General features: G+C 69.1%; 21 protein-coding genes. 17 read left to right on the top strand and 4 right to left on the bottom strand.

Features of this window, described 5'->3' with window-relative positions; translation table 11 throughout:
• Nucleotides 1-8 precede the first annotated feature (8 nt).
• The 4 genes from ACIBL3_RS12020 to ACIBL3_RS12005 all read left to right on the top strand — a co-directional run bounded on the left by ACIBL3_RS12020 (nucleotide 9) and on the right by ACIBL3_RS12005 (nucleotide 4,607).
• A complete protein-coding gene (locus ACIBL3_RS12020; RefSeq protein ID WP_396353298.1) occupies nucleotides 9-1,052 on the top strand; it encodes an ABC transporter permease in 1,044 nt (347 codons plus the stop codon).
• Nucleotides 1,049-1,906 (top strand): ATP-binding cassette domain-containing protein, encoded by an 858-nt coding sequence (locus tag ACIBL3_RS12015; RefSeq protein ID WP_396353297.1) that lies wholly within the window; start codon nucleotides 1,049-1,051, stop codon nucleotides 1,904-1,906. The genes ACIBL3_RS12020 and ACIBL3_RS12015 overlap by 4 nt, the downstream gene beginning before the upstream one ends.
• A gap of 145 nt (nucleotides 1,907-2,051) precedes the next feature.
• Nucleotides 2,052-3,062 (top strand): Gfo/Idh/MocA family protein, encoded by a 1,011-nt coding sequence (locus ACIBL3_RS12010; RefSeq protein WP_396353296.1) that lies wholly within the window; start codon nucleotides 2,052-2,054, stop codon nucleotides 3,060-3,062.
• A 48-nt stretch (nucleotides 3,063-3,110) separates the two neighbouring features.
• Nucleotides 3,111-4,607 (top strand): CoA-acylating methylmalonate-semialdehyde dehydrogenase, encoded by a 1,497-nt coding sequence (locus ACIBL3_RS12005; protein WP_396353295.1) that lies wholly within the window; start codon nucleotides 3,111-3,113, stop codon nucleotides 4,605-4,607.
• An 11-nt stretch (nucleotides 4,608-4,618) separates the two neighbouring features.
• Here ACIBL3_RS12005 and ACIBL3_RS12000 read toward each other — a convergent pair whose 3' ends face one another.
• A complete protein-coding gene (locus tag ACIBL3_RS12000) occupies nucleotides 4,619-5,500 on the bottom strand; it encodes a LysR family transcriptional regulator (protein ID WP_396353294.1) in 882 nt (293 codons plus the stop codon).
• A gap of 76 nt (nucleotides 5,501-5,576) precedes the next feature.
• Between ACIBL3_RS12000 and ACIBL3_RS11995 the strand changes: the two genes are divergently transcribed.
• On the top strand, nucleotides 5,577-6,347 hold the full coding sequence (locus ACIBL3_RS11995) for a hypothetical protein (RefSeq protein ID WP_396353293.1): 771 nt from the start codon (nucleotides 5,577-5,579) through the stop codon (nucleotides 6,345-6,347).
• Here ACIBL3_RS11995 and ACIBL3_RS11990 read toward each other — a convergent pair.
• Together ACIBL3_RS11990 and ACIBL3_RS11985 are read right to left on the bottom strand one after the other, a co-directional pair.
• Nucleotides 6,302-7,303: a Gfo/Idh/MocA family protein gene (locus tag ACIBL3_RS11990; RefSeq protein WP_396353292.1), complete on the bottom strand. Its 1,002-nt coding sequence runs from the start codon at nucleotides 7,301-7,303 to the stop codon at nucleotides 6,302-6,304. The two genes, ACIBL3_RS11995 and ACIBL3_RS11990, sit on opposite strands and share 46 nt — an antisense overlap.
• Nucleotides 7,304-7,493: 190 nt before the next feature.
• The gene (locus tag ACIBL3_RS11985) at nucleotides 7,494-8,627 is read right to left on the bottom strand and encodes a phytanoyl-CoA dioxygenase family protein (protein WP_396353291.1); all 1,134 of its coding nucleotides are present in this window, start codon (nucleotides 8,625-8,627) and stop codon (nucleotides 7,494-7,496) included.
• A 116-nt stretch (nucleotides 8,628-8,743) separates the two neighbouring features.
• Between ACIBL3_RS11985 and ACIBL3_RS11980 the strand changes: the two genes are divergently transcribed.
• On the top strand, nucleotides 8,744-9,757 hold the full coding sequence (locus tag ACIBL3_RS11980) for a LacI family DNA-binding transcriptional regulator (protein ID WP_396353290.1): 1,014 nt from the start codon (nucleotides 8,744-8,746) through the stop codon (nucleotides 9,755-9,757).
• Here ACIBL3_RS11980 and ACIBL3_RS11975 read toward each other — a convergent pair.
• Nucleotides 9,754-10,716, bottom strand: coding sequence for a LacI family DNA-binding transcriptional regulator (locus ACIBL3_RS11975; protein ID WP_396353289.1), 963 nt, complete (start codon nucleotides 10,714-10,716; stop codon nucleotides 9,754-9,756). The genes ACIBL3_RS11980 and ACIBL3_RS11975 overlap by 4 nt on opposite strands.
• 101 nt (nucleotides 10,717-10,817) lie before the next feature.
• Here ACIBL3_RS11975 and ACIBL3_RS11970 point away from each other — a divergent pair, with 101 nt between their 5' ends.
• The 11 genes from ACIBL3_RS11970 to ACIBL3_RS11920 all read left to right on the top strand — a co-directional run bounded on the left by ACIBL3_RS11970 (nucleotide 10,818) and on the right by ACIBL3_RS11920 (nucleotide 18,842).
• A complete protein-coding gene (locus tag ACIBL3_RS11970; protein WP_396353288.1) occupies nucleotides 10,818-11,855 on the top strand; it encodes a Gfo/Idh/MocA family oxidoreductase in 1,038 nt (345 codons plus the stop codon).
• Nucleotides 11,852-12,625, top strand: a complete 774-nt coding sequence (locus ACIBL3_RS11965; RefSeq protein ID WP_396353287.1) for a TIM barrel protein — start codon at nucleotides 11,852-11,854, stop codon at nucleotides 12,623-12,625. The genes ACIBL3_RS11970 and ACIBL3_RS11965 overlap by 4 nt, the downstream gene beginning before the upstream one ends.
• A gap of 53 nt (nucleotides 12,626-12,678) precedes the next feature.
• Entirely contained in the window at nucleotides 12,679-13,422 is a 744-nt protein-coding gene (locus tag ACIBL3_RS11960) for a GntR family transcriptional regulator (protein WP_396353286.1), read from the top strand.
• 108 nt (nucleotides 13,423-13,530) lie between these two features.
• Nucleotides 13,531-14,808 (top strand): CpaF family protein, encoded by a 1,278-nt coding sequence (locus ACIBL3_RS11955; RefSeq protein ID WP_396353285.1) that lies wholly within the window; start codon nucleotides 13,531-13,533, stop codon nucleotides 14,806-14,808.
• The gene (locus tag ACIBL3_RS11950) at nucleotides 14,808-15,668 is read left to right on the top strand and encodes a type II secretion system F family protein (RefSeq protein WP_396353284.1); all 861 of its coding nucleotides are present in this window, start codon (nucleotides 14,808-14,810) and stop codon (nucleotides 15,666-15,668) included. The genes ACIBL3_RS11955 and ACIBL3_RS11950 overlap by 1 nt, the downstream gene beginning before the upstream one ends.
• Nucleotides 15,669-15,696: 28 nt before the next feature.
• Nucleotides 15,697-16,626 (top strand): type II secretion system F family protein, encoded by a 930-nt coding sequence (locus ACIBL3_RS11945; RefSeq protein ID WP_396353368.1) that lies wholly within the window; start codon nucleotides 15,697-15,699, stop codon nucleotides 16,624-16,626.
• 14 nt (nucleotides 16,627-16,640) lie between these two features.
• Nucleotides 16,641-16,838 carry a hypothetical protein gene (locus ACIBL3_RS11940; protein ID WP_396353283.1) on the top strand — a complete coding sequence of 66 codons (198 nt, stop codon included), beginning with the start codon at nucleotides 16,641-16,643 and terminating at the stop codon, nucleotides 16,836-16,838.
• Nucleotides 16,835-17,296, top strand: a complete 462-nt coding sequence (locus ACIBL3_RS11935; RefSeq protein WP_396353282.1) for a TadE/TadG family type IV pilus assembly protein — start codon at nucleotides 16,835-16,837, stop codon at nucleotides 17,294-17,296. The genes ACIBL3_RS11940 and ACIBL3_RS11935 overlap by 4 nt, the downstream gene beginning before the upstream one ends.
• Nucleotides 17,293-17,751, top strand: coding sequence for a TadE/TadG family type IV pilus assembly protein (locus ACIBL3_RS11930; RefSeq protein WP_396353281.1), 459 nt, complete (start codon nucleotides 17,293-17,295; stop codon nucleotides 17,749-17,751). The genes ACIBL3_RS11935 and ACIBL3_RS11930 overlap by 4 nt, the downstream gene beginning before the upstream one ends.
• The gene (locus tag ACIBL3_RS11925) at nucleotides 17,748-18,170 is read left to right on the top strand and encodes a pilus assembly protein TadG-related protein (protein ID WP_396353280.1); all 423 of its coding nucleotides are present in this window, start codon (nucleotides 17,748-17,750) and stop codon (nucleotides 18,168-18,170) included. Before ACIBL3_RS11930 ends, ACIBL3_RS11925 begins: the two co-directional genes overlap by 4 nt.
• A gap of 81 nt (nucleotides 18,171-18,251) precedes the next feature.
• Nucleotides 18,252-18,842 (top strand): TetR/AcrR family transcriptional regulator, encoded by a 591-nt coding sequence (locus ACIBL3_RS11920; protein WP_396353279.1) that lies wholly within the window; start codon nucleotides 18,252-18,254, stop codon nucleotides 18,840-18,842.
• The last annotated feature ends 15 nt before the right edge of the window (nucleotides 18,843-18,857 follow it).

The raw sequence follows: 18,857 nt of genomic DNA, 5'->3' as shown, positions 1-18,857 counted from the left end.
GACCGGTCATGGCTTCCACACTGACGGCGCCGACGTCGGTTGACGACCGGGTCTCGCGCCGCTCGCTCGCAGCCCGGCTGCTCAGCCGGCCGGAGGTCGGATCGCTGGTCGGCGCCGCGGTCATCCTGGTGTTCTTCCTGATCGTGGCCGAGCCGTTCCGTAGCCCGGCCAACATCGGGACGGTCCTCTACCAGGCCGCGCTGATCGGCGTCATGGCCGTACCGGTGGCACTGCTGATGATCGGTGGCGAGTTCGACCTGTCCGCCGGTGTCGCGGTGACGACCTCGGGGTTGTTCGCCGGGCTGTTCGCCTACCAGTTCAGCGTCAACGTCTGGGTCGGCGTCCTGGTCGCGATGCTGGCGGCGCTCGCCGTCGGCGCCTTCAACGGCTGGCTGCTGATGCGGACCGGGCTGCCGAGCTTCCTGGTCACGCTCGGGACCTTCTTCATCCTGCAGGGCCTGAACCTCGCGATCACCCGGCTGCTGTCCGGCGCCGTCTCGTCGAACTCGATCAGCGACATGGACGGGTTCGAGTCGGCGAAGGCGGTGTTCGCGTCGGAGTTCTCGATCGGCTCGGTCACCATCAAGATCCTCGTGGTCTGGTGGATCCTGTTCGTGATCGCCGGCAGTTGGGTGCTGCTGAAGACGAAGATCGGCAACTGGATCTTCGCCGTCGGTGGCGACGCGGCCGCCGCCCGGGCGGTCGGTGTGCCGGTGAAGCGGGTCAAGATCGGGCTGTTCATGACCGTCGGCTTCTTCGCGTGGTTCTCCGGCATGCACCTGCTCTTCACCCAGAGCAGCGTGCAGTCCGGTGAGGGAGTCGGCAAGGAGTTCATCTACATCATCGCGGCGGTGGTCGGCGGCTGCCTGCTGACCGGCGGCTACGGGTCCGTGGTCGGATCGGCGATCGGTGCGCTGATCTTCGCCATGACCCAGCTCGGTGTCGTGTACGCCGGCTGGAACGCGGACTGGTTCAAGGCGTTCCTGGGCGTGATGTTGCTCCTCGCAACGATCGTGAACCTGGTCGTGAAGAGAAGGGCGGACATGCGATGACCACCACCGACAAGTTCGCGGAAGAAGCCGCCACCAGTCCGAACACGCCGGTGGTGCAACTGGAGGACGTCGGCAAGAGCTACGGCAACGTCAATGCGTTGCGCGGGGTCTCGCTGTCGGTCCGGCAGGGCGAGATCACCTGTGTGCTGGGAGACAACGGCGCGGGCAAGTCGACGCTGATCAAGATCATCGCCGGCCTGCACGAGCACACCGACGGGACCTTGTCGGTGAACGGCGAGGAACGCCGGTTCAGCTCGCCGCGCGAGTCGCTGGACAGCGGGATCGCCACCGTCTACCAGGACCTGGCGCTCGCCCCGCTGATGTCGGTGTGGCGGAACTTCTTCCTCGGCAACGAGATCACCAAGCGCCCGTTCGGCCGGCTGGACGACCGGAAGATGAAGCGGATCGCCGACGAGGAACTGACCAAGATGGGGATCTCGATCCCCAACCTGGAACAGCCGGTCGGGATGCTGTCCGGCGGCCAGCGGCAGTGCATCGCGATCGCCCGGGCGATCTACTTCGGCGCCAAGGTGCTGATCCTGGACGAGCCGACCGCCGCGCTCGGCGTGAAGCAGTCCGGGGTGGTGCTGAAGTACATCGTCAAGGCCCGCGACGCCGGGCTGGGCGTCGTGTTCATCACCCACAACCCGCACCACGCCTACCTGGTGGGCAACCACTTCGTGGTGCTGAAGCTGGGCCGGGTCGCGCTCGACACGCATCGGGCCGACATCACGCTGGCGCAGCTGACCAACGAGATGGCCGGTGGTTCGGAGCTGGAGGCCCTCAGCCACGAGCTCCGCGGTGTCGACCCCGAGGTCGTCGCCGTACCCCACGACCGGCCGGGAGGAATCTGAGCACGGCGGCTGACGCAAGGGCCGGCGCGAACGCCCCGGCCCTTGCGCCCCGTCGTACGACGGGATGCGAACGAGATCGTCGTACGGCGGGACGCGGCGGGAGGTCGTCGTACGGAGCGGGAACTGGAATCGAGAGAAGGTGGAGATGCGGGATCTGAGGGTCGGGATCGTCGGGGTCGGGATGATGGGCGCGGACCATGCCGAGCGGGTGGCACGCCGGATCTCCGGTGCCCGCCTGGTCGCGGTGTCGGATCCGGACACGGATCGGGCCGGCGCGCTGGCCGCGTCGTTCGACGAGGTCCGGGTGATCGACGACCCGCTGGCGCTGATCGGCGACGCCGAGGTGGACGCGGTGATCATCGCGTCACCCGGGTTCGCCCACGCCGAGCAGTTGACGGCCTGCCTGGAGCACGCCAAGCCGGTGCTGTGCGAGAAGCCGCTGACCATGGACGCGGAGTCGTCGCTGAGCGTGGTCGAGGCGGAGCACAAGCTCGGCAAGCAGCTGATCCAGGTCGGTTTCATGCGCCGCTTCGACCCGGAGTACGCCGCCCTGAAGGAGCTGCTCGACTCCGGTGAGCTCGGCCGCACGCTGCTGCTGCACAACGTCCACCGGAACAAGACGGTGCCGGCGACGTTCCGCAGCGAGATGATCGTGCGCGACTCGCTGGTGCACGAGGTCGACGTCGCGCGCTGGCTGTTCGACGACGAGATCACCCGGATCACCGTGCACGCGCCGAGACCGAGCGGGCTGGTCGGTGCGGGCGTGCAGGATCCGCAGCTTGCGGTGTTCGAGATGGCGAACGGCGCGATGGCCGACGTCGAGGTGTTCGTGAACTGCCAGGTCGGGTACGAGGTCAGGTGTGAGGCGGTCGCCGAGAAGGGCAACGCGACCATCGGCCTTGGGGTCGACGTGCTCACCCGGCGCGCCGGACACTGGGGTGGGGCGGTGCCGGACGACTTCCGGGTGCGGTTCGGGCTCGCGTACGACCTGGAGCTGCAGCGCTGGGTGGACGCGGTGGCGAAGGGCACGATCGACGGCCCGGCAGCCTGGGACGGCTACGCCGCCGCCGCGGTCTGCACAGCCGGCGTCCGCTCCCTGCAGGAGGGCCGCCCGGTGCAGGTCGAGATGGTTCCGAGAAGTGAAGTGCTCGGCTGAGGCCGGGCGAAGTCGAGCGAGGAAGATCAACGAACAAGGGATGCGGTTGTGAGTACTGAACGAATCACCCATTTGATCGGTGGGGCTCCGTGGACCGGGGTCTCGGAGCGCACCAGCAAGGTCTACAACCCGGCGACGGGTGAGGTCACCGGCGAGCTGGACCTGGCCTCGGCGGCGACGGTCGACGAGGTGGTGAAGGTCGCCCACGACGCGTCCAAGGCCTGGGGCCGGACGTCGCTGACCAAGCGGGCCCAGGTGCTGTTCGCGTTCCGTGAGCTGCTGAACGCGAACAAGGAGAAGGTCGCCGCGCTGATCACCGCCGAGCACGGCAAGGTGCTGTCGGACGCGCTCGGCGAGGTGACCCGCGGCCAGGAGGTGGTCGAGTTCGCCTGCGGCATCCCGCACCTGCTGAAGGGCGGTTTCAGCGAGAACGTGTCGACCAACGTCGACGTGTACTCGATCCGCCAGTCGCTCGGCGCGGTCGCGGTGATCTCGCCGTTCAACTTCCCGGCCATGGTGCCGCTCTGGTTCGTTCCGATTGCCGTTGCCTGTGGCAACAGCGTGGTGATCAAGCCGTCCGAGAAGGACCCGTCCGCCGTGAACGCGGTCGCCGCGCTGTGGAAGGAGGCGGGCCTGCCGGACGGCGTGGTGAACGTCGTGCACGGCGACAAGGAGGCTGTCGACCGGCTGCTCGAGCACCCGGACATCAAGGCGGTCTCGTTCGTCGGCTCGACCCCGATCGCCAAGTACGTCTACGAGAACGGTACGAAGAACGGCAAGCGGGTGCAGGCGCTGGGCGGCGCCAAGAACCACATGGTCGTGCTGCCGGACGCCGATCTCGACCTGACCGCGGACGCCGCGGTCAACGCCGGCTTCGGCTCGGCGGGTGAGCGCTGCATGGCGATCTCCGCGCTGATCGCGGTCGAGCCGGTCGCCGACGACCTGATCGGCAAGATCAAGGAGCGGATGGCACAGCTGCGCACCGGCGACGGGACGCGCGGCTGCGACATGGGCCCGCTGGTCACCGGCGAGCACCGCGACAAGGTCGTCGGGTACGTCGAGGCCGGGGTCGAGGCCGGCGCCGAGCTGACGGTGGACGGCCGGGAAGGGCCGTTCGACGGCGCCGACGACGGCTTCTGGCTCGGCCCGACGCTGTTCGACAAGGTTACGCCGGACATGTCGATCTACACCGACGAGATCTTCGGCCCGGTGCTGTCGGTCGTCCGGGTTCCGTCGTACGACGCCGCCCTCGACTTGGTGAACTCGAACCCGTACGGCAACGGGACCGCGATCTTCACCAACGACGGTGGCGCCGCCCGCCGGTACCAGACCGAGGTCGAGGTCGGCATGGTCGGCGTCAACGTGCCGATCCCGGTGCCGATGGCCTACTACTCGTTCGGCGGCTGGAAGAACTCGCTGTTCGGCGACTCCCACGCCCACGGCACCGAAGGCGTCCACTTCTTCACCCGCGGCAAGGTCGTCACGTCGCGCTGGCTGGACCCCTCGCACGGTGGCCTCAACCTGGGCTTCCCGACCCACGACTGACCGGTGTCGCGTCAGCCCTCGTCGAGCAGTTCGGCGAGGGCTGACGCGGTTGTCGAGTCGAGGTGCCCGTGGAGGAGTTCGACGCGATGCACGAGCCGAGGCGCGTCGACAGCAACCGCGCGTACGCCGTCCGGCACCGGGACGGATGCGGGCAGTACGGCGAGACCATGGCCGGCGGCAACCAGTTCGAGCAGGGTGAGCAGGTCGGCGCCGGTGTAGGTGAGGGCTGCCCGCAGGCTGTCGGTCTCGACGGCGGCGCGCAGCTCGTCGAGCGGTGCGCTCACTGCGGGTGCGTCGATCCAGCGGGCGTCGACCAGCGCGGGCAGGCCGAGCCGTTCGCGCCCGGCCAGGGGATGATCGGTCGGCAGGACGACGGCGAGCTTCTCCTGCGCGACTGCTGACGTGCGAAGCAGGCCGACGTCCGGCAGGCGCAACGGATCGCTCGGCGCGGCGATCCCGTCGATCAGGCCGAGGTGGTATGTGCCTGAGGCCACACCTCGAGCTACCTCGTCCCGGCGGGCCACCTCGAACGTGACCGCGATCCCGGGCCGGTCCTGCCGGAGCCGGGTCAACGCCCGCGCGACCCGGGTCGCCCCGGCCAGGGGAGTGGCGGCGAACACGATCGATCCCGGTGGCTCACCGACCACCCGCCGTACGTCGGCCTGGGCTGCCTCGATGCGGAGCAGGATCGCGCCGGCGTGTTCGAGCAGCCGCTCGCCCGCCGGGGTCGGCGCCACCGGGCGGCGAGTCAGGAGCGCGGCGCCGACCGAGTTCTCGAGGGCGGCGATGTGCTGCGAGACGGCCGACTGGGTGTAGCCGAGCTCGGTCGCCGCGGCCGAGAAGGAGCCACTTGTCGCCACCGCGATGAAGGTGCGGAGCAGATGCGGATCCACGAGGATCAGTATCGCTTATCGACCATGCAGAGATCATCGTTGGTGCTGATCGGGATCGGCGACGCAGGATGAAGCCATGACGCACGCATACTCCGCCCGAATTGCCTTGGTCGGCGATCGCTCTCCGCACGTTCGCTCCCACCAGCGGGTGCCGGTCGTGCTCGACCGGCTGCGCGAGCGCGAAGGCCTCGACCTGGACGTGTACTGGGTGCCCACTGACGAGGTCGACGCGATGGAGGCGTTCGACGGGATCTGGGTGCTGCCGGGCAGCCCGTACCGGAGCGAAGCCGGGGCGATCAGCGCGATCCGGACGGCCAGGACGCACGACATCCCATTCCTGGGGACTTGCGGCGGCTTCCAGCACGCGATGCTCGAGTACGCGCGCAACGTCTGCGGGGCGACCGCCGTACAGCACGCCGAGAACACACCGGATGCCGATGACCTGCTGATCGTCCCGCTGGCTTGCTCGCTCGACGGGCACGAGGCCACGGTCGAGGTGCGGCCCGGCACATTGGCCGGTCAGCTCCTGGGCGCGGAGCGGTCGACCGAGCGCTACCACTGCTCGTACGGGCTCGATCCGTCCCGGCAGAGCCTGCTGGAGGAGCACGGGCTCGTCTTCAGCGCGGACGACGTCGAGGGCGCGCCACGGATCGCCGAGCTACCGCAGCACCCGTTCTACCTGGTGACGCTGTTCCAGCCGGAGCTGTCCGGCGACGGCACGCGACCACACCCGTTCATCCAGGCGTTCGCACACGCCGCCGCCAAGCGAGCCCAGACGGCCGAGACTCAGACGGCCGAGGCTCAGATATCCGACACCGGGCGCGGCAGCATCCCGGCGTCGCGGTAGCAGGCATCGATCAGCTCCATCGTCGCCAGCGCGTCGTCCGCGTCGGTGAGCACCGGCGCCCCGTTGCGGACCGCCTGGGCGAACGCCTCCAGCTGGTACGTGTACGACGACCGCGTGCCGAGGTGCTCGACCCAGGTGTCTTCCTTGGTCGTCACGATCACCCGGTCGTCGTTCTGCGGCAGCACGAAGAACGGCGCGAACGCCTCACCACGGCTGCCGACGACCTTCAGGCTGAACTCGACGTTCTCCGCCGCCATGCTGGTCCGGACCGCTCCGGTCGCACCGCTCGGGAACTCCAGGTCGGCGTTGAGCCACTCGTCCACCCCCGGCAGCCGCTTGCGCTCGCCGGCCCGGGCGCTGATCAGCTTCGGCGCACCACCGGCGTACGGCGCGAGCATCCGCTGCGCGTGGATCGCGTAGCAGCCGACGTCCATCACCGCGCCACCGGCCAGCGGTAGCGACCAGCGCGGGTCGGCGTCCGGTGGCGGAGGCATCACCATGGTCGCCTCGACGTGCTGCAGCTCGCCGAGCTCACCCTTGGCGAGCAGCTCCTGCAGCCGGCGCATCACCGGGTGGTAGGCGTAGTGGAAGGCCTCCATGAAGACCACGCCGTGCTCACGGACCGCGTCCCGGACCTGGACCGCTTCGGCCGCGTTGCTGGCCGACGGCTTTTCCGTCAGCACATGCTTGCCCGCGGCAATCGCCCGCAGGTTCCACGGCCCGTGCAGGCCGTTGGCGAGCGGGTTGTAGATCGCGTCGACCTCGGGGTCGTCCAGCACGTCCTGGTACGACGCGTGCACCCGTTCGACCTGGTGTTCCGCCGCGAACGCCTCGGCCCGGTCGCCGTCCCGGGCGGCCACCGCGACCAGCCGGGCACCGGTCAGCCGGGCCGGCTCGACGATCGCCCGGCCGGCGATCCGGGCAGCCCCGAGAATCCCGATTCGCAGCGGTTCCATGCCTTCTCCTTCGATGGGCGGCCGTACGGGCGGCGTACAGCAAGTCGTCTGAGTGGCGCGTTTCGCCGGTAAGGGTAGCCCTCGGCGCGCCCGGCGAACGCGCCATCCTGCCTGACGACCGCACCCCTGCGACAGCACCTGCCCGTGATCCGGACCGCGTTCATCCAAGATTCACCTATCTGATAGTGGGTCAGTTGGTCAACCGCCGGGTGTGGTGCTCGGCCAGGGCCTGGTCCAATCGCTCGGGCGTCCACGCCTCGGTCACGGCCTGCCGCAGTACGTCGGCCTGGGACAGCGGAGCGAGTCCGCCGATCGGCTGGTCGCGATCCAGGTTGGTCGGGAAGGCGTAGCCCTCGGCGGTGGCGGCGATGACGTTGCCGGCGCCCTCCGGATCCTGCTTCGCCATTCGAAGCAGGGCCGGATAGACGGCCGACACCATCCGGGCCCGGTCGATGCTCTCCATCGCCCGGCCGAAAGCGGACGAGACCTGCAGCAGGTTCGCCATCCGCTTGATGTCCGTCGAATGGTTGCTGCCGGCTGCATGGAACAGCGCGGGGTTGAAGAACACGGCGTCGCCCTTCTCCAGTGGCAGCTGCACGTGGTTTGCCACGAAGTAGTCCGAGAACTCGGGCCGCCGATAAGCCAGGTAGCCGAGCTCGTACTTCTGCGAATGCGGCAGGTACAGCGTCGGCCCGGACTCCACCGGCATGTCGCAGTGCGCCACAGCGCCCTGCAGCGTCAGCACGGACGACAGCCGGTGCACATGAGCCGGGTACTGCGCCGCAACCTCGTCGGACTGGAATCCGAGGTGGTAGTCGCGGTGGACCGTCTGCCCCTCGCCGCCCGGGTTCACCACGTTCACCTGCGACGTCACCTGGTACGCCGGTCCGAGCCACGCCGTCGCGACCAGCGCGAGTAGGTCGTTGGCGTAGTACGCGGCGTACACCTCAGGTGCACCGACGGCCAGCTTCTCCAGCGCGTTCCAGACCCGGTCGTTGGCGCCCGGTTTGGCGAAGTGGTCGCCGCCGGCGGCGCCCGACCTGTGCTGCTCGTCGATCAGCTTGGTGAACTCGGCCGTCGTGGCGTCGACCACCTCGTTGCCAAAGGCACCCTTCAGGACGACGATGCCGGGCCCGGTCCCGAACGCGGCGGCGAACTCGGCCTGCACCACCCGCGGATCCGCGCTCCGAATCCGCTCGGCGTCGTACACCGGGACCTGGTGCTCGATCCGGGTCGCGTGCGGGTAGTCGGCGGTGTCGGTCTGCTCCTTGAGGACGGTCAGCAGATCGTCCAGCCGGACGTCGTCGGGGTTCAGCCAGTTCATCGGGGTGACTCCTTCTCCTGCTCGCCGGTGTTGTTCTAGCGTGGTGGTTTCCTGATGGGTTTGGAATCCCCTGAATCCGTCAAAAACCCGTCATTCCAGGCTGCCGGAGGACCGTGATGGCACGTGCGCACCGGGTCCGCGACATCGCGGTCCAGGCCGGGCTGAGCGAGACCACCGTCGACCGGGTGCTGAACGGCCGGGCCGGGGTCAGCGCCCGCGCCCGCCGGCAGGTCGAGCAGGCGGTGCACGACCTGGATCGGCAGGTCACCCAGATCCGGCTCGGCGGCCGGACGCTGGTGATCGACCTCGTCATGCAGGCGCCCAGCCGGTTCTCCGGCGCGGTCCGTACGGCGCTCGAAGCCGCACTCCCCGGCCTCCGTCCGGCCGTCCTGCGCGCCCGGTTCGACCTGAGCGAGACCGCCTCCGCCGCGGACGTGGTCGCCTCACTGGACAACGTGCGCAAGCGCGGCTCGCAGGGCCTGATCCTGAAGGCGCCGGACGACGCCGAAGTGGTCGAGGCCGTCGACAAGCTGGTTGCGGCCGGCATCCCGGTCGTCACCCTCGTCACCGACCTGCCCAGCAGCCGCCGCCTCGCGTACGTCGGCATCGACAACCGGGCCGCCGGTGCGACAGCGGCGTACTTCCTCACGCAGTGGCTGGGCGACGGTCCGGGCAGTGTGCTCGTCACGCTGAGCCGCGGGTCGTTCCGTGGCGAGGAGGAACGCGAGATGGGCTTTCGCTTCACGCTTCGCCGGTTGGCGCCCGGTCGCGCGGTCGTCGAGCTGGCCGAGACGGACGGGCTCGACACCACGATCCACGGGCAGGCGCTGGCGGCGCTGACCGCGGACGCGAGCATCAACGCCGTCTACTCGATCGGCGGTGGCAACCGGGCTATCGTCCAGGCGTTCGCCGATCTCGAGCGCCCGTATCGATGCTTCGTCGCGCACGACCTCGACGCGGACAACCTGGCGCTACTGCGGTCCGGCGCGCTCTCGGTCGTGCTGCACCACGACCTGCCCACCGACTTGCATCGCGCGTGTCAGCATCTCCTGCACGCGCACCGGCTGCTGCCCAGCGTCCCGAGTACGCCGAGCAACCTGCAGCCGATCACGCCGTACAACGTGCCCTAGGTCGTCTTGCGAGGGAGCAGGTCCGGGCTGGTGATGACCTCCTGCGGCGGCTCACGATCTGGCCGCGTAGCAAGCTCGAGCGCGGCCGCTGCCAGCCGGTCGGCGTTCTGGGTGATGGTCGACAGCTGGATGTGGTCCAGGCGGGACGGCGTGGAGTCGTCGTACCCGATGAGCGCGACGTCCTCGGGCACCTGACGGCCGGTCTCCCGCAGCGCGTGCAGCAGGCCGATCGCACACGCATCGTTGAACGCGGCAACCGCCGTGAGGTCCCGCCCCAACTCCTGCGCTGCTGTCGCGCCGGCAGCCTCGGTCAGCCCGCCGGGAATGACCACAGGGCTCAGACCGGCCCGTCGCATGGTCTGCACATAAGCCGTACGGCGCTCTGCCGCACCAGGGGCACGTGCGCCGTCCACGTGGGCGATGCGGGTGTGGCCGAGGGACAGCAGGTGTTCAACCGCCAGACGTGACCCCGCAGCGTCGTCGGTGCGTACGACGTGCACCCCCGCGGCTCGGACCTTGCGAGCGAGGACAACAGTCGGCTGCGCCTCGGCCAGCGCGGTCAGTGCGGCTGGCGACGAGGTGGGGCCGAGCAGGACCAGTGACTCGCACCGGTAGTCCAGCAGGGACTGCACTGCGGCCTTCTCGCCACGGCTGCCGGTGACAGCGCTCAGCGTGAGGCTGTAGCCCAGTGACTCTGCCGCTGGGTAGAGCGCCTCGACCAGATCGCCGTGGAAGGGGTAGCGCACGTCGAAGGCCACTCCGATGAGACGCGTGCGCTGCCTGCTGCCGAGGAGCCGGGCCCGGTGGTCGGGGCGGTAGCCGAGCTCGTCGCCGGCCGCGAACACCCGGGCTCTGGTCTCGTCACTCGCGCCCGGCACGTTCCGGTAGACGATCGAGACGAGGGCTCGGGACACGCCGGCGCGGGCCGCCACGTCCTCCATGGTCGGTCGGGGGTTCATCTCACCTGCTCTCCTGGGGTCTTGACCCCGACCATCAAAGCAGTGTTCGCTATGTCCTGACTAGAGCGCTCTAGTAGCAGCGCCGGCTGAAGGGGTGGAACATGCGCAACGACCATGGGCTGCGGGTGGTGCGGCTCGGCCTGATCGGCGCCGGGCGGATCGGGACGATGCACGCCGGCAACATCGCCCGGCACGTCCCCGGCGCCGAGCTCACCGCGGTCGCCGACACCAGGCCCGAAGCGGCCCAACGGCTGGCCAGCAGGTACGACGCCGATCCCCGCGACGTCGACGGGGTGCTGAAGGACCCCGAGATCGACGGCGTCGTGATCACGTCGATCGCGGCAGTGCACGAGGAGTTGATCGTGCGCGCGGCCGAGGCCGGCAAGCCGGTCTGGTGCGAGAAGCCTGCCTCCCTGACGTTGGAGGAGATGGACCGCGCGATCGCCGCGACCGAGCGGGCCGGCGTCGCCTTCCAGGTCGGCTTCAACCGGCGCTTCGCCCGCGACTTCGCCGCTGCGCGCGAGACGATCGAGGCCGGCGGGATCGGCACGCCGCAGCTGATGCGGTCGATCACCCGTGACCCGGGCCGGCCCGAGGGCATGGGTACGTCGGCCGCCGGGATCAAGCCGTGGACGATCTTCCGCGAGACGCTGATCCACGACTTCGACACGCTGCTCTGGCTCAACCCGGGCGCGCAACCGGTCGACGTCTACACGAAGGCGGATGCGCTCGTCGCCCCGCAGTACAAGGAGAACGGGCTGCTCGACACGGCGGTCGTGGTGATCACGTTCGACAACGGCGCCATCGCGACAGCCGAGGCGAACTTCTCCGCGCTGTACGGGTACGACGTCCGCGGTGAGGTGTTCGGCAGCAAGGGCATGGTGGTGACCGGTCGGCACGCGAGCAGCCCGATGGTGCATTACGACGTGAGTGGTTTGCAGCAGGCCACCGTGCGCAGCGACGAGGAGATGTTCCGGGACGCCTACATTCAGGAGCTCGCGGAATTCGCCGACGTCGTTCGCGGGAACGCCGTACCGCCGGTGACCGGGGCGGATGCGCGGAATGCGTTGCGGGTCGCGCTGGCGGCGATGGCGTCGTACCAGGAAAACCGTCCGGTGAAGGTCGAGGAGCTCGGATGAGGCTCGCCGTCTGTGCCGAAATGGTGTTCACCGAGCTGCCGTTCGTGGAGCGGGTGGAACGCATTCACGCGGCCGGGTTCGACGTCGAGATCTGGAACTGGACGACGAAGAACATCGCCGCGCTGCAGAAGACCGGCGCCGCTTTCTCGTCGATGACCGGATATGTCGGCGGGTCGCTCACGCACGATCAGGATCGGCTGCTGGAAACGGCGGAACAGTCGATCCGGGTCGCGCTCGAGCTCGGCTGTCCCAGGCTCAACCTGCACGGCACCGAGCTCGACGATCGCGGGTTGCCGGTGCGGCCGCAGTACGAGGTCAGCGGGGAGATGTGGCTGACCGCCGCGCGGACGCTGGAAAGGCTGGCGAAACTCGCGGAGCGGTACGACGTGACGTTCGTGCTGGAGAATCTGAACGCCGAGGTCGACCATCCCGGCGTGCCGTTCGGGAAAGCCGCCGACACCCTCGCCCTGGTGAAAGCCGTCGACCACCCGCGGGTGCGGCTGATGCTCGACCTGTATCACGCGCAGATCGGCGAGGGGAACCTGATCGAACTGATCGGCAAGGCGTTTCCGTACCTCGGTGAGATCCAGGTGGCCGACGTCCCCGGACGCTGCGAACCGGGGACCGGCGAGATCAACTATCCGGCGATCGCGGCCGCGCTGCGAAAGCACGGATATGGGGGCACGGTCGGTCTGGAGGCGTTCGCGTCGCAGGACAGCGAACTCGCGCTGCGGCGTTTCCGGGACGCGTTCACAAACGCAGAGATCTGATCAAATCAGGGTGGTAGCTCGACGGATCAGGGGGAAGCCTTCAGGATGTGCGCATGAGTACCGTGCAAGTCCAGGTGGATCGGAGTAGTCGCACGCCGTTGCATGTGCAGTTGGCGCAGCAGTTGGAAGCGGCGATTCAGAGTGGGGAGTTGCCGGTCGGTTCGCGGCTGAGCAACGAGGTGGACCTGGCAGAGGCGTACGGGCTGAGCCGTCCGACCGTCCGGCAGGCGATCGCGCGACTGGTCGACCAGGGGCTGCTGGTGCGCAAGCGTGGCGTCGGCACGCAGGTGGTGGGGAACTCAGGTCAGGTACGGCGCTCTCTCGAGCTGACCAGCCTGTACGACGACCTGGCCGCAGCGCATCGCAAGCCGGAGACCGAGGTACTGCGGTTCGGCATCGCTCCTGCGACTGCAGAGGTCGCCACTGCGCTCCAGATCGAGCAGGGCGACCGCGTGCTGCGGCTGGAGCGGCTGCGGCGAGCAGACGGCGAGCCGCTCGCGCTGATGCGCAACTGGCTGCCGCCGGAGCTCCTGGAGACCGACCCGGCCACGCTGGCTGAGCGCGGTCTGTACTCGCTGCTGCGTGCGGAGGGGGTGCGGCTGAAGGTGGCGCACCAGACCATCTCCGCGCTGCCCGCCACCCCCGAGCAGGCGCGCCTGCTCGCCGAGGAGCCCGGCGTCCCGTTGCTGGCGACCACCCGGATCACGTACGACGACCACGGTCAGCCGGTCGAGTACGGGTCGCACCTGTTCCGCGCCAGCCGCTACGCCTTCGAGCACACGCTCGTTCATCGCTGACGTTATCCACAGGCTGTCGTCACTGGGTGGCGCCGCGTGGTCCCCGGTTGAAAGTATGGTCGCGCATGGTGACCGAGTGGTCGCCAGACGGGACCCACGGGGAGATCGATGACAGCCGACAGACTCGCCACGCGCCGGTCGGGCTGGGACGGCGTCGTCGAGGTGATCGACGCCCAGGTGCGCGACGTCGTCCGCCGCGAAGGCATCGACCCGCTCCGTGACCCGGCCGCGGTCGACCGCATCGTCGCGACGGTGGTCCGCGAGTACGACGAGCGCAGCCTGACCGGCGTGGTCCCACCGATCGGCGACCTCGAGGCGGTCAGCCGTGAGGTGCACGACCGGGTCGCCGGCTTCGGTCCGCTGCAGCGGTACCTGGATGACCCGGCGGTCGAAGAGATCTGGATCAACGAGCCCTCGCGCGTGTTCATCGCCCGGGACGGGCGGCATGAGCTGACCACGACCGTGCTCACCGAGGAGGAGGTCAGCGACCTCGTCGAGCGGATGCTGAAGTCGACCGGGCGCCGGATCGACGTGTCGCAGCCGTTCACGGACGCGCGGTTGCCGGACGGGAGCCGGGTGCATGTCGTGCTGGGCGGGATCACGCACATACACGCGGCGATCAACATCCGGAAGTTCACCGTCCGAGCCACCCGGTTGAGCGATCTGGTCGCGCTCGGTTCGCTGACCCCGCACGCGGCGGCGGTCCTGGACGCGGCGGTCGCGGTCGGGCTGAACATCCTGGTCTCCGGCGGGACGCAGGCCGGCAAGACCACGATGCTGAACGCGCTGGCCGGCTCGATCCCGGGCAGTGAGCGGGTGATCAGCTGCGAGGAAGTCTTCGAGATCAAGTTGCCGATTCCCGACTGGGTGTCGATGCAGACCCGGCAGGCCGGTCTCGAGGGGACCGGTGAGGTGCGGCTGCGTGACCTGGTCAAGGAGTCGCTGCGGATGCGGCCGTCGCGGGTGATCGTCGGCGAGGTGCGTGGTGAGGAGTGCCTGGACCTGTTGCTCGCTTTGAACAGCGGACTGCCCGGGATGTGCACGATCCACGCGAACTCCGCGCGTGAGGCGCTGACGAAGATGTGCACCCTGCCGTTGCTCGCGGGCGAGAACATCGGCTCGCGCTTCGTGCTGCCGACGGTGGCCGGCTGCGTGGATCTCGTCGTACATCTGGGGATCGGGCCGGACGGGCAGCGGCGGGTGCGGGAGATCGTGGCGGTCAGTGGGCGGATCGAGGAGCAGGCGATCGAGACGGAGACGTTGTTCGGCACGTATGAGGGGACGTTGCGGCGGGCCGAGGGGCATCTGCCGCATCCGGAGCGGTTCCAGCAGGCCGGGTACAACCTGGCCGGGTTGCTCACCGAGTTGCCGCGCGGGGTGAGCTGATGGGGCTGCTGCTGGGGTTGTTCTTCGGGGTCGGCCTGTTGCTGATCATCTGGACGTTTGTGGCGCCTGCGGATGAACAGTCGGCCGGCGAGGGCCGGTTGGTCTCGCGGAGCCGGGATCTGCTCGCGAGTGCCGGCGTGGAAGGGGTGACGCCGGGTGCGTTCATCGGCGCGTGCGTGATCACGGGGATGGTCGGCGGCGTGCTGATGTTCGTGGTGTCGGGTGCTTGGCCGGTCGGTGCGGTGTTCGGGTTGATGGCTGGGTGGTGGCCAGTTGCGCTGTTGCGGAGCCGGGCGCGCAGGCGGCTCGCGGAGTTCCGTGAGTTGTGGCCGGACGTGGTGGACAACATCGCGTCGGCGGTGCGAGCCGGGTTGTCGTTGTCGGAGGCATTGGCTCAGGTGGGGGAGCGAGGGCCGTTGCCGTTGCGCGAACCGTTCCGGCGGTTCGGCGCGGACTACGCGTCGACCGGACGGTTCGCGGACTCACTCGACCGGTTGAAGGCGCGGCTGGCGGACCCCGTCGGTGACCGCGTCGTCGAGGCGCTCCGCATCGCCCGCGAGGTTGGTGGTGGAGACCTGGGTCGGTTGCTGCGGTCGCTTTCGACGTTCCTCCGCGACGACGCCCGCACCAGATCCGAGCTCGAGTCCCGCCAGTCCTGGTCGGTCAACGGCGCCCGAGTAGCCGTCGCCGCCCCGTGGCTCGTTCTGGCCCTCCTGTCGTTCCAGGGCGACGTCATCCAGCGGTACAACACCCCGGTTGGCGCCCTCATCATCGCCACCGGTGCCCTGGTCTGTCTCCTCGCCTACCGCGTGATGCTCCGCATTGCCCGCCTCCCCACCCCCGAGAGGGTGCTCCGATGAACAGTGGATGGTGGTTGCCGTGAGCCCGATGGTGTTGGGGGCTGTCCTGGGTGCGATCCTCGGCCTCGGGTTGCTGCTGGTCGTGCGGCGGCTGCCGTTTCTGCGGAAGCCGTCGGTGGATGATCGGGTCGGGCCTTACCTGCGAGACCTTGGTGGGGCCGAGGTGTTCCTCGGGGTCGTCGACTCCGGGTCGCCGTTCTACGCGATCCTGCGGCTGTTCGGGCCGACGCTGCGGGCGGGCGCGACGCGGCTGGAGCGGCTGCTCGGTGGCGCGAGCTCGATCCGGCGTCGGCTGTCTCGCGCCGGCATCGATCGAACGGTCGAGGAGTTCCGGATCGAGCAGTTGCTGTGGGGGACGGCCTGCTTCGGCGGCGGGCTCGTCGTGTCGATCGTCGCGCTGTCCTTCGGCGCCGGGAACCCGGTCGGCATGCTCCTGTTCTGCGCCCTGCTCGGCGTGCTCGGAGTGCTTGCCCGCGACACCTATCTGACCACGCAGGTACGGCGACGCGAGCGGCGACTGCTCGAGGAGTTGCCGACCGTCGCCGAGTTGCTGGCCCTGTCGGTAGCCGCCGGCGAAGGGCCGGGAGCTGCGCTCGATCGGGTCGCGCGGTCCTGCCGCGGAGAGCTCGCCGAGGAGCTGAAGCGTGTCCTCGGCGAGACCCGTGCGGGCGAGACACTCGTCCGCGCGCTCGACGGGCTCGCGGACCGGACCGGCCTGCTGGCGTTGTCACGGTTCGCGGACGGGCTTGCCGTCGCGCTCGAACGCGGTACCCCGCTGGCCGACGTACTGCGGGCCCAGGCGGGTGACATTCGTGAGGCCGGGCGACGGGAGCTGATCGAGTCCGGCGCCCGCCGCGAGGTCGCCATGATGATCCCGGTGGTGTTTCTGGTGCTGCCGGTGACGATCGCTTTCGCCTTCTACCCAGGCGCTGTCGGAATCCGGCTGATCGCCGGATGAACTGAGGAGAGTTCATGCAGTCACTGCTGACGAAACTGTTCGTGGCGCTGGTCCTGACCCCGCGCCCCGCCCGCAAGGAACGCGGCGACGTCCCCGGTTGGGTCCTCATCACCGTGATGACCGCCGGTCTCGTCGTCGCCATCTGGGCGGTCGCCGGTCCGCAACTGTCCAGGATGCTCCAAGACGCTCTGAGCTCAGTCACCAACAAGTGACGCCGGTCCAACCCACCCACTCCGGGCAGCCGAGTCCCGCGGCTCGCTGTGCGGAGCTCACCCACGCCCCGCCCCGCCGTCCGCGGGGTGAGCGGGGGAGTGCGGTGGTGGAGTTCGTGCTGGTTTCCATGCTTGTGGTGCCTCTGTTCCTGGGGGTGTTGCAAGTGGGGCTCTACCTGTATGTGCGGAACACCGTGGTTGCTGCGGCGTCAGAGGGGGCGCACTACGCCGCGGTGCTGAACCGGGAGCCGGCCGACGGTGAGGCGCGGACGCGTGAGCTGGTCGACGGGGTGGTGAACGACCAATTGATCGACTCGGTCGCGGCTGAGGAGGTCGACGTCAACGGGCAACCGGGCGTACGGGTCGTGGTCGAGGCGCACATGCCGCCGCTCGGTCTGTGGGGTCCCGGCATGGACTTCACCATCGAGGGCCACGCAGTGAAGGAGACCGGCGAATGACGATCCGCCGGATCTCGCGGGATCAGCGCGGGAGTGCTGTTGTGGAGTTCTCCTGGCTGGCGTTGTTGTTGATGGTGCCGCTGGTCTACGTGATGCTGGCGGTGTTCGACGTACAGCGGGCGTCGTACGGCGCGACGGCGGCGACTCGGGCGGCGGGGCGGGCGTTCGTCATCGTGCCGGCCGGGTTGTCGGAGGACGAGGCGCGTGGGCGGGCGTTCGAGGCGGCGCGGCTGGCGATGAAGGACCAGGGGATGGAGTTGAGCTCCGACGAGCTGTCCATCACTTGCAGTCCGGCCTGTTTGGAGCCCGGGTCGACAGTGACCGTCACGCTCGACACCGCCGTACGACTGCCCCTGATCCCCGACGCGCTCGGTGGTGAACCGCCCGCCGTCCACATCAGCGCCTCGCACACCGAGCCGTACGGCGACTACCGCGAAGCCAAGGGCGACGGATGAAGCGCGACGAGCAAGGGCAGATGACCGTCCTGATCATCGGCTTCATGGCGGTCATCCTGTTGATGATCGTCGTGGTGACCGACATCTCGAAGGTCTTCCTGGTACGGCGGGACCTCGATGCGACCGCGGACGGCGCAGTCCTCGCGGCGGCGAACGGCCTCGCGGCGATTTACTCCCAGCCTGCGGCCGGCGGGAACGCCGAGCTCGACCCGGACCAGGCCCGCCGCCTCACCGCGGAGTACCTCGACCAAGTTGCCGCCAGCAACAGGTTCGACGGCCTCGACTGGTCCGCCGACGTCAGCGGTACGACGGTCACCGTCCGCCTCACCTCGACCGTCGACCTCCCCTTCGAGCCGCCCGACTGGCAAGGCGCCGCCGACATCGCCTCCGAAGCGTCGGCTATCGTCCCCCTCCGCTAGCCCGGTCAGGCGGGTTGTCTCCAAAGCTTGTAGTGACTACAAGATTGGAGGGAGTACAGCAGGCGCTTTACGCTCTGTTGAGTGGAAGGGCGGCGGGAGCGGAAGAAGCTGCAGACGCGGCGGGCGATCTCGGATGTGGCGACCGCGTTGTTCCTGGAGCGTGGGTTCGACGCGGTGACTGTGGCGGAGGTGGCCCGCGCGGCCGATGTCGCCGTACAGACGGTGTTCAACCACTTCCCGACCAAGGAGGACCTGTTCTTCGACGACGACGGGTGGTGGGCAGGTCCGGGCCAGGCGATCCGGGCTGCGGCGGACGGGGCGGATCCGCTCGACGTGCTGGAGGCGCATTACCGGCAGGAGTTGCGGGCGCGCGGCGAGTCGGGGCAGTTGGCTACCTGGAAGCAGTTCAGCCGGACGATCGAGGAGAGTCCGGCGCTGCTGGCCCGGCAACGGCAGTACCTCGCCCGGATGGAGGAGTCGATCGCCGAGGCCCTTCGCGCTCGTGATCCGCAACTCGGCGACCTGCGGAGTGCGCTGATCGCGGCGCAGTATGCGGCCGCTCAGAAGGTGCTGGAGGGTCAGCTGGCCAAAGACGCAGGTCGGATCGAGTCGGCGATCGCCGAGGTCTTCGGGGTCCTGCGTCACGGTCTTTTAACGGCAAGCAGCGACTAGCGGGTAGTCTGCTTG

This window comes from Kribbella sp. NPDC050124, assembly GCF_044460355.1.
Classification (GTDB): domain Bacteria; phylum Actinomycetota; class Actinomycetes; order Propionibacteriales; family Kribbellaceae; genus Kribbella.
The sequence above is the reverse complement of the archived record's forward strand: the minus strand, read 5'-3'. Positions and strand labels throughout refer to the sequence as shown.

What these genes read in the sequence shown, in the direction of transcription:
- ACIBL3_RS12020 (WP_396353298.1), top strand. Translation starts at nt 9, where the DNA reads ATGGCTTCCACACTGACGGCGCCGACGTCGGTTGACGACCGGGTCTCG.
- ACIBL3_RS12015 (WP_396353297.1), top strand. Translation starts at nt 1,049, where the DNA reads ATGACCACCACCGACAAGTTCGCGGAAGAAGCCGCCACCAGTCCGAAC.
- ACIBL3_RS12010 (WP_396353296.1), top strand. Translation starts at nt 2,052, where the DNA reads ATGCGGGATCTGAGGGTCGGGATCGTCGGGGTCGGGATGATGGGCGCG.
- ACIBL3_RS11995 (WP_396353293.1), top strand. Translation starts at nt 5,577, where the DNA reads ATGACGCACGCATACTCCGCCCGAATTGCCTTGGTCGGCGATCGCTCT.
- ACIBL3_RS11990 (WP_396353292.1), bottom strand. Translation starts at nt 7,303, where the DNA reads ATGGAACCGCTGCGAATCGGGATTCTCGGGGCTGCCCGGATCGCCGGC.
- ACIBL3_RS11985 (WP_396353291.1), bottom strand. Translation starts at nt 8,627, where the DNA reads ATGAACTGGCTGAACCCCGACGACGTCCGGCTGGACGATCTGCTGACC.
- ACIBL3_RS11980 (WP_396353290.1), top strand. Translation starts at nt 8,744, where the DNA reads ATGGCACGTGCGCACCGGGTCCGCGACATCGCGGTCCAGGCCGGGCTG.
- ACIBL3_RS11975 (WP_396353289.1), bottom strand. Translation starts at nt 10,716, where the DNA reads ATGAACCCCCGACCGACCATGGAGGACGTGGCGGCCCGCGCCGGCGTG.
- ACIBL3_RS11970 (WP_396353288.1), top strand. Translation starts at nt 10,818, where the DNA reads ATGCGCAACGACCATGGGCTGCGGGTGGTGCGGCTCGGCCTGATCGGC.
- ACIBL3_RS11965 (WP_396353287.1), top strand. Translation starts at nt 11,852, where the DNA reads ATGAGGCTCGCCGTCTGTGCCGAAATGGTGTTCACCGAGCTGCCGTTC.
- ACIBL3_RS11960 (WP_396353286.1), top strand. Translation starts at nt 12,679, where the DNA reads ATGAGTACCGTGCAAGTCCAGGTGGATCGGAGTAGTCGCACGCCGTTG.
- ACIBL3_RS11955 (WP_396353285.1), top strand. Translation starts at nt 13,531, where the DNA reads ATGACAGCCGACAGACTCGCCACGCGCCGGTCGGGCTGGGACGGCGTC.
- ACIBL3_RS11950 (WP_396353284.1), top strand. Translation starts at nt 14,808, where the DNA reads ATGGGGCTGCTGCTGGGGTTGTTCTTCGGGGTCGGCCTGTTGCTGATC.
- ACIBL3_RS11945 (WP_396353368.1), top strand. Translation starts at nt 15,697, where the DNA reads ATGGTGTTGGGGGCTGTCCTGGGTGCGATCCTCGGCCTCGGGTTGCTG.
- ACIBL3_RS11940 (WP_396353283.1), top strand. Translation starts at nt 16,641, where the DNA reads ATGCAGTCACTGCTGACGAAACTGTTCGTGGCGCTGGTCCTGACCCCG.
- ACIBL3_RS11930 (WP_396353281.1), top strand. Translation starts at nt 17,293, where the DNA reads ATGACGATCCGCCGGATCTCGCGGGATCAGCGCGGGAGTGCTGTTGTG.
- ACIBL3_RS11925 (WP_396353280.1), top strand. Translation starts at nt 17,748, where the DNA reads ATGAAGCGCGACGAGCAAGGGCAGATGACCGTCCTGATCATCGGCTTC.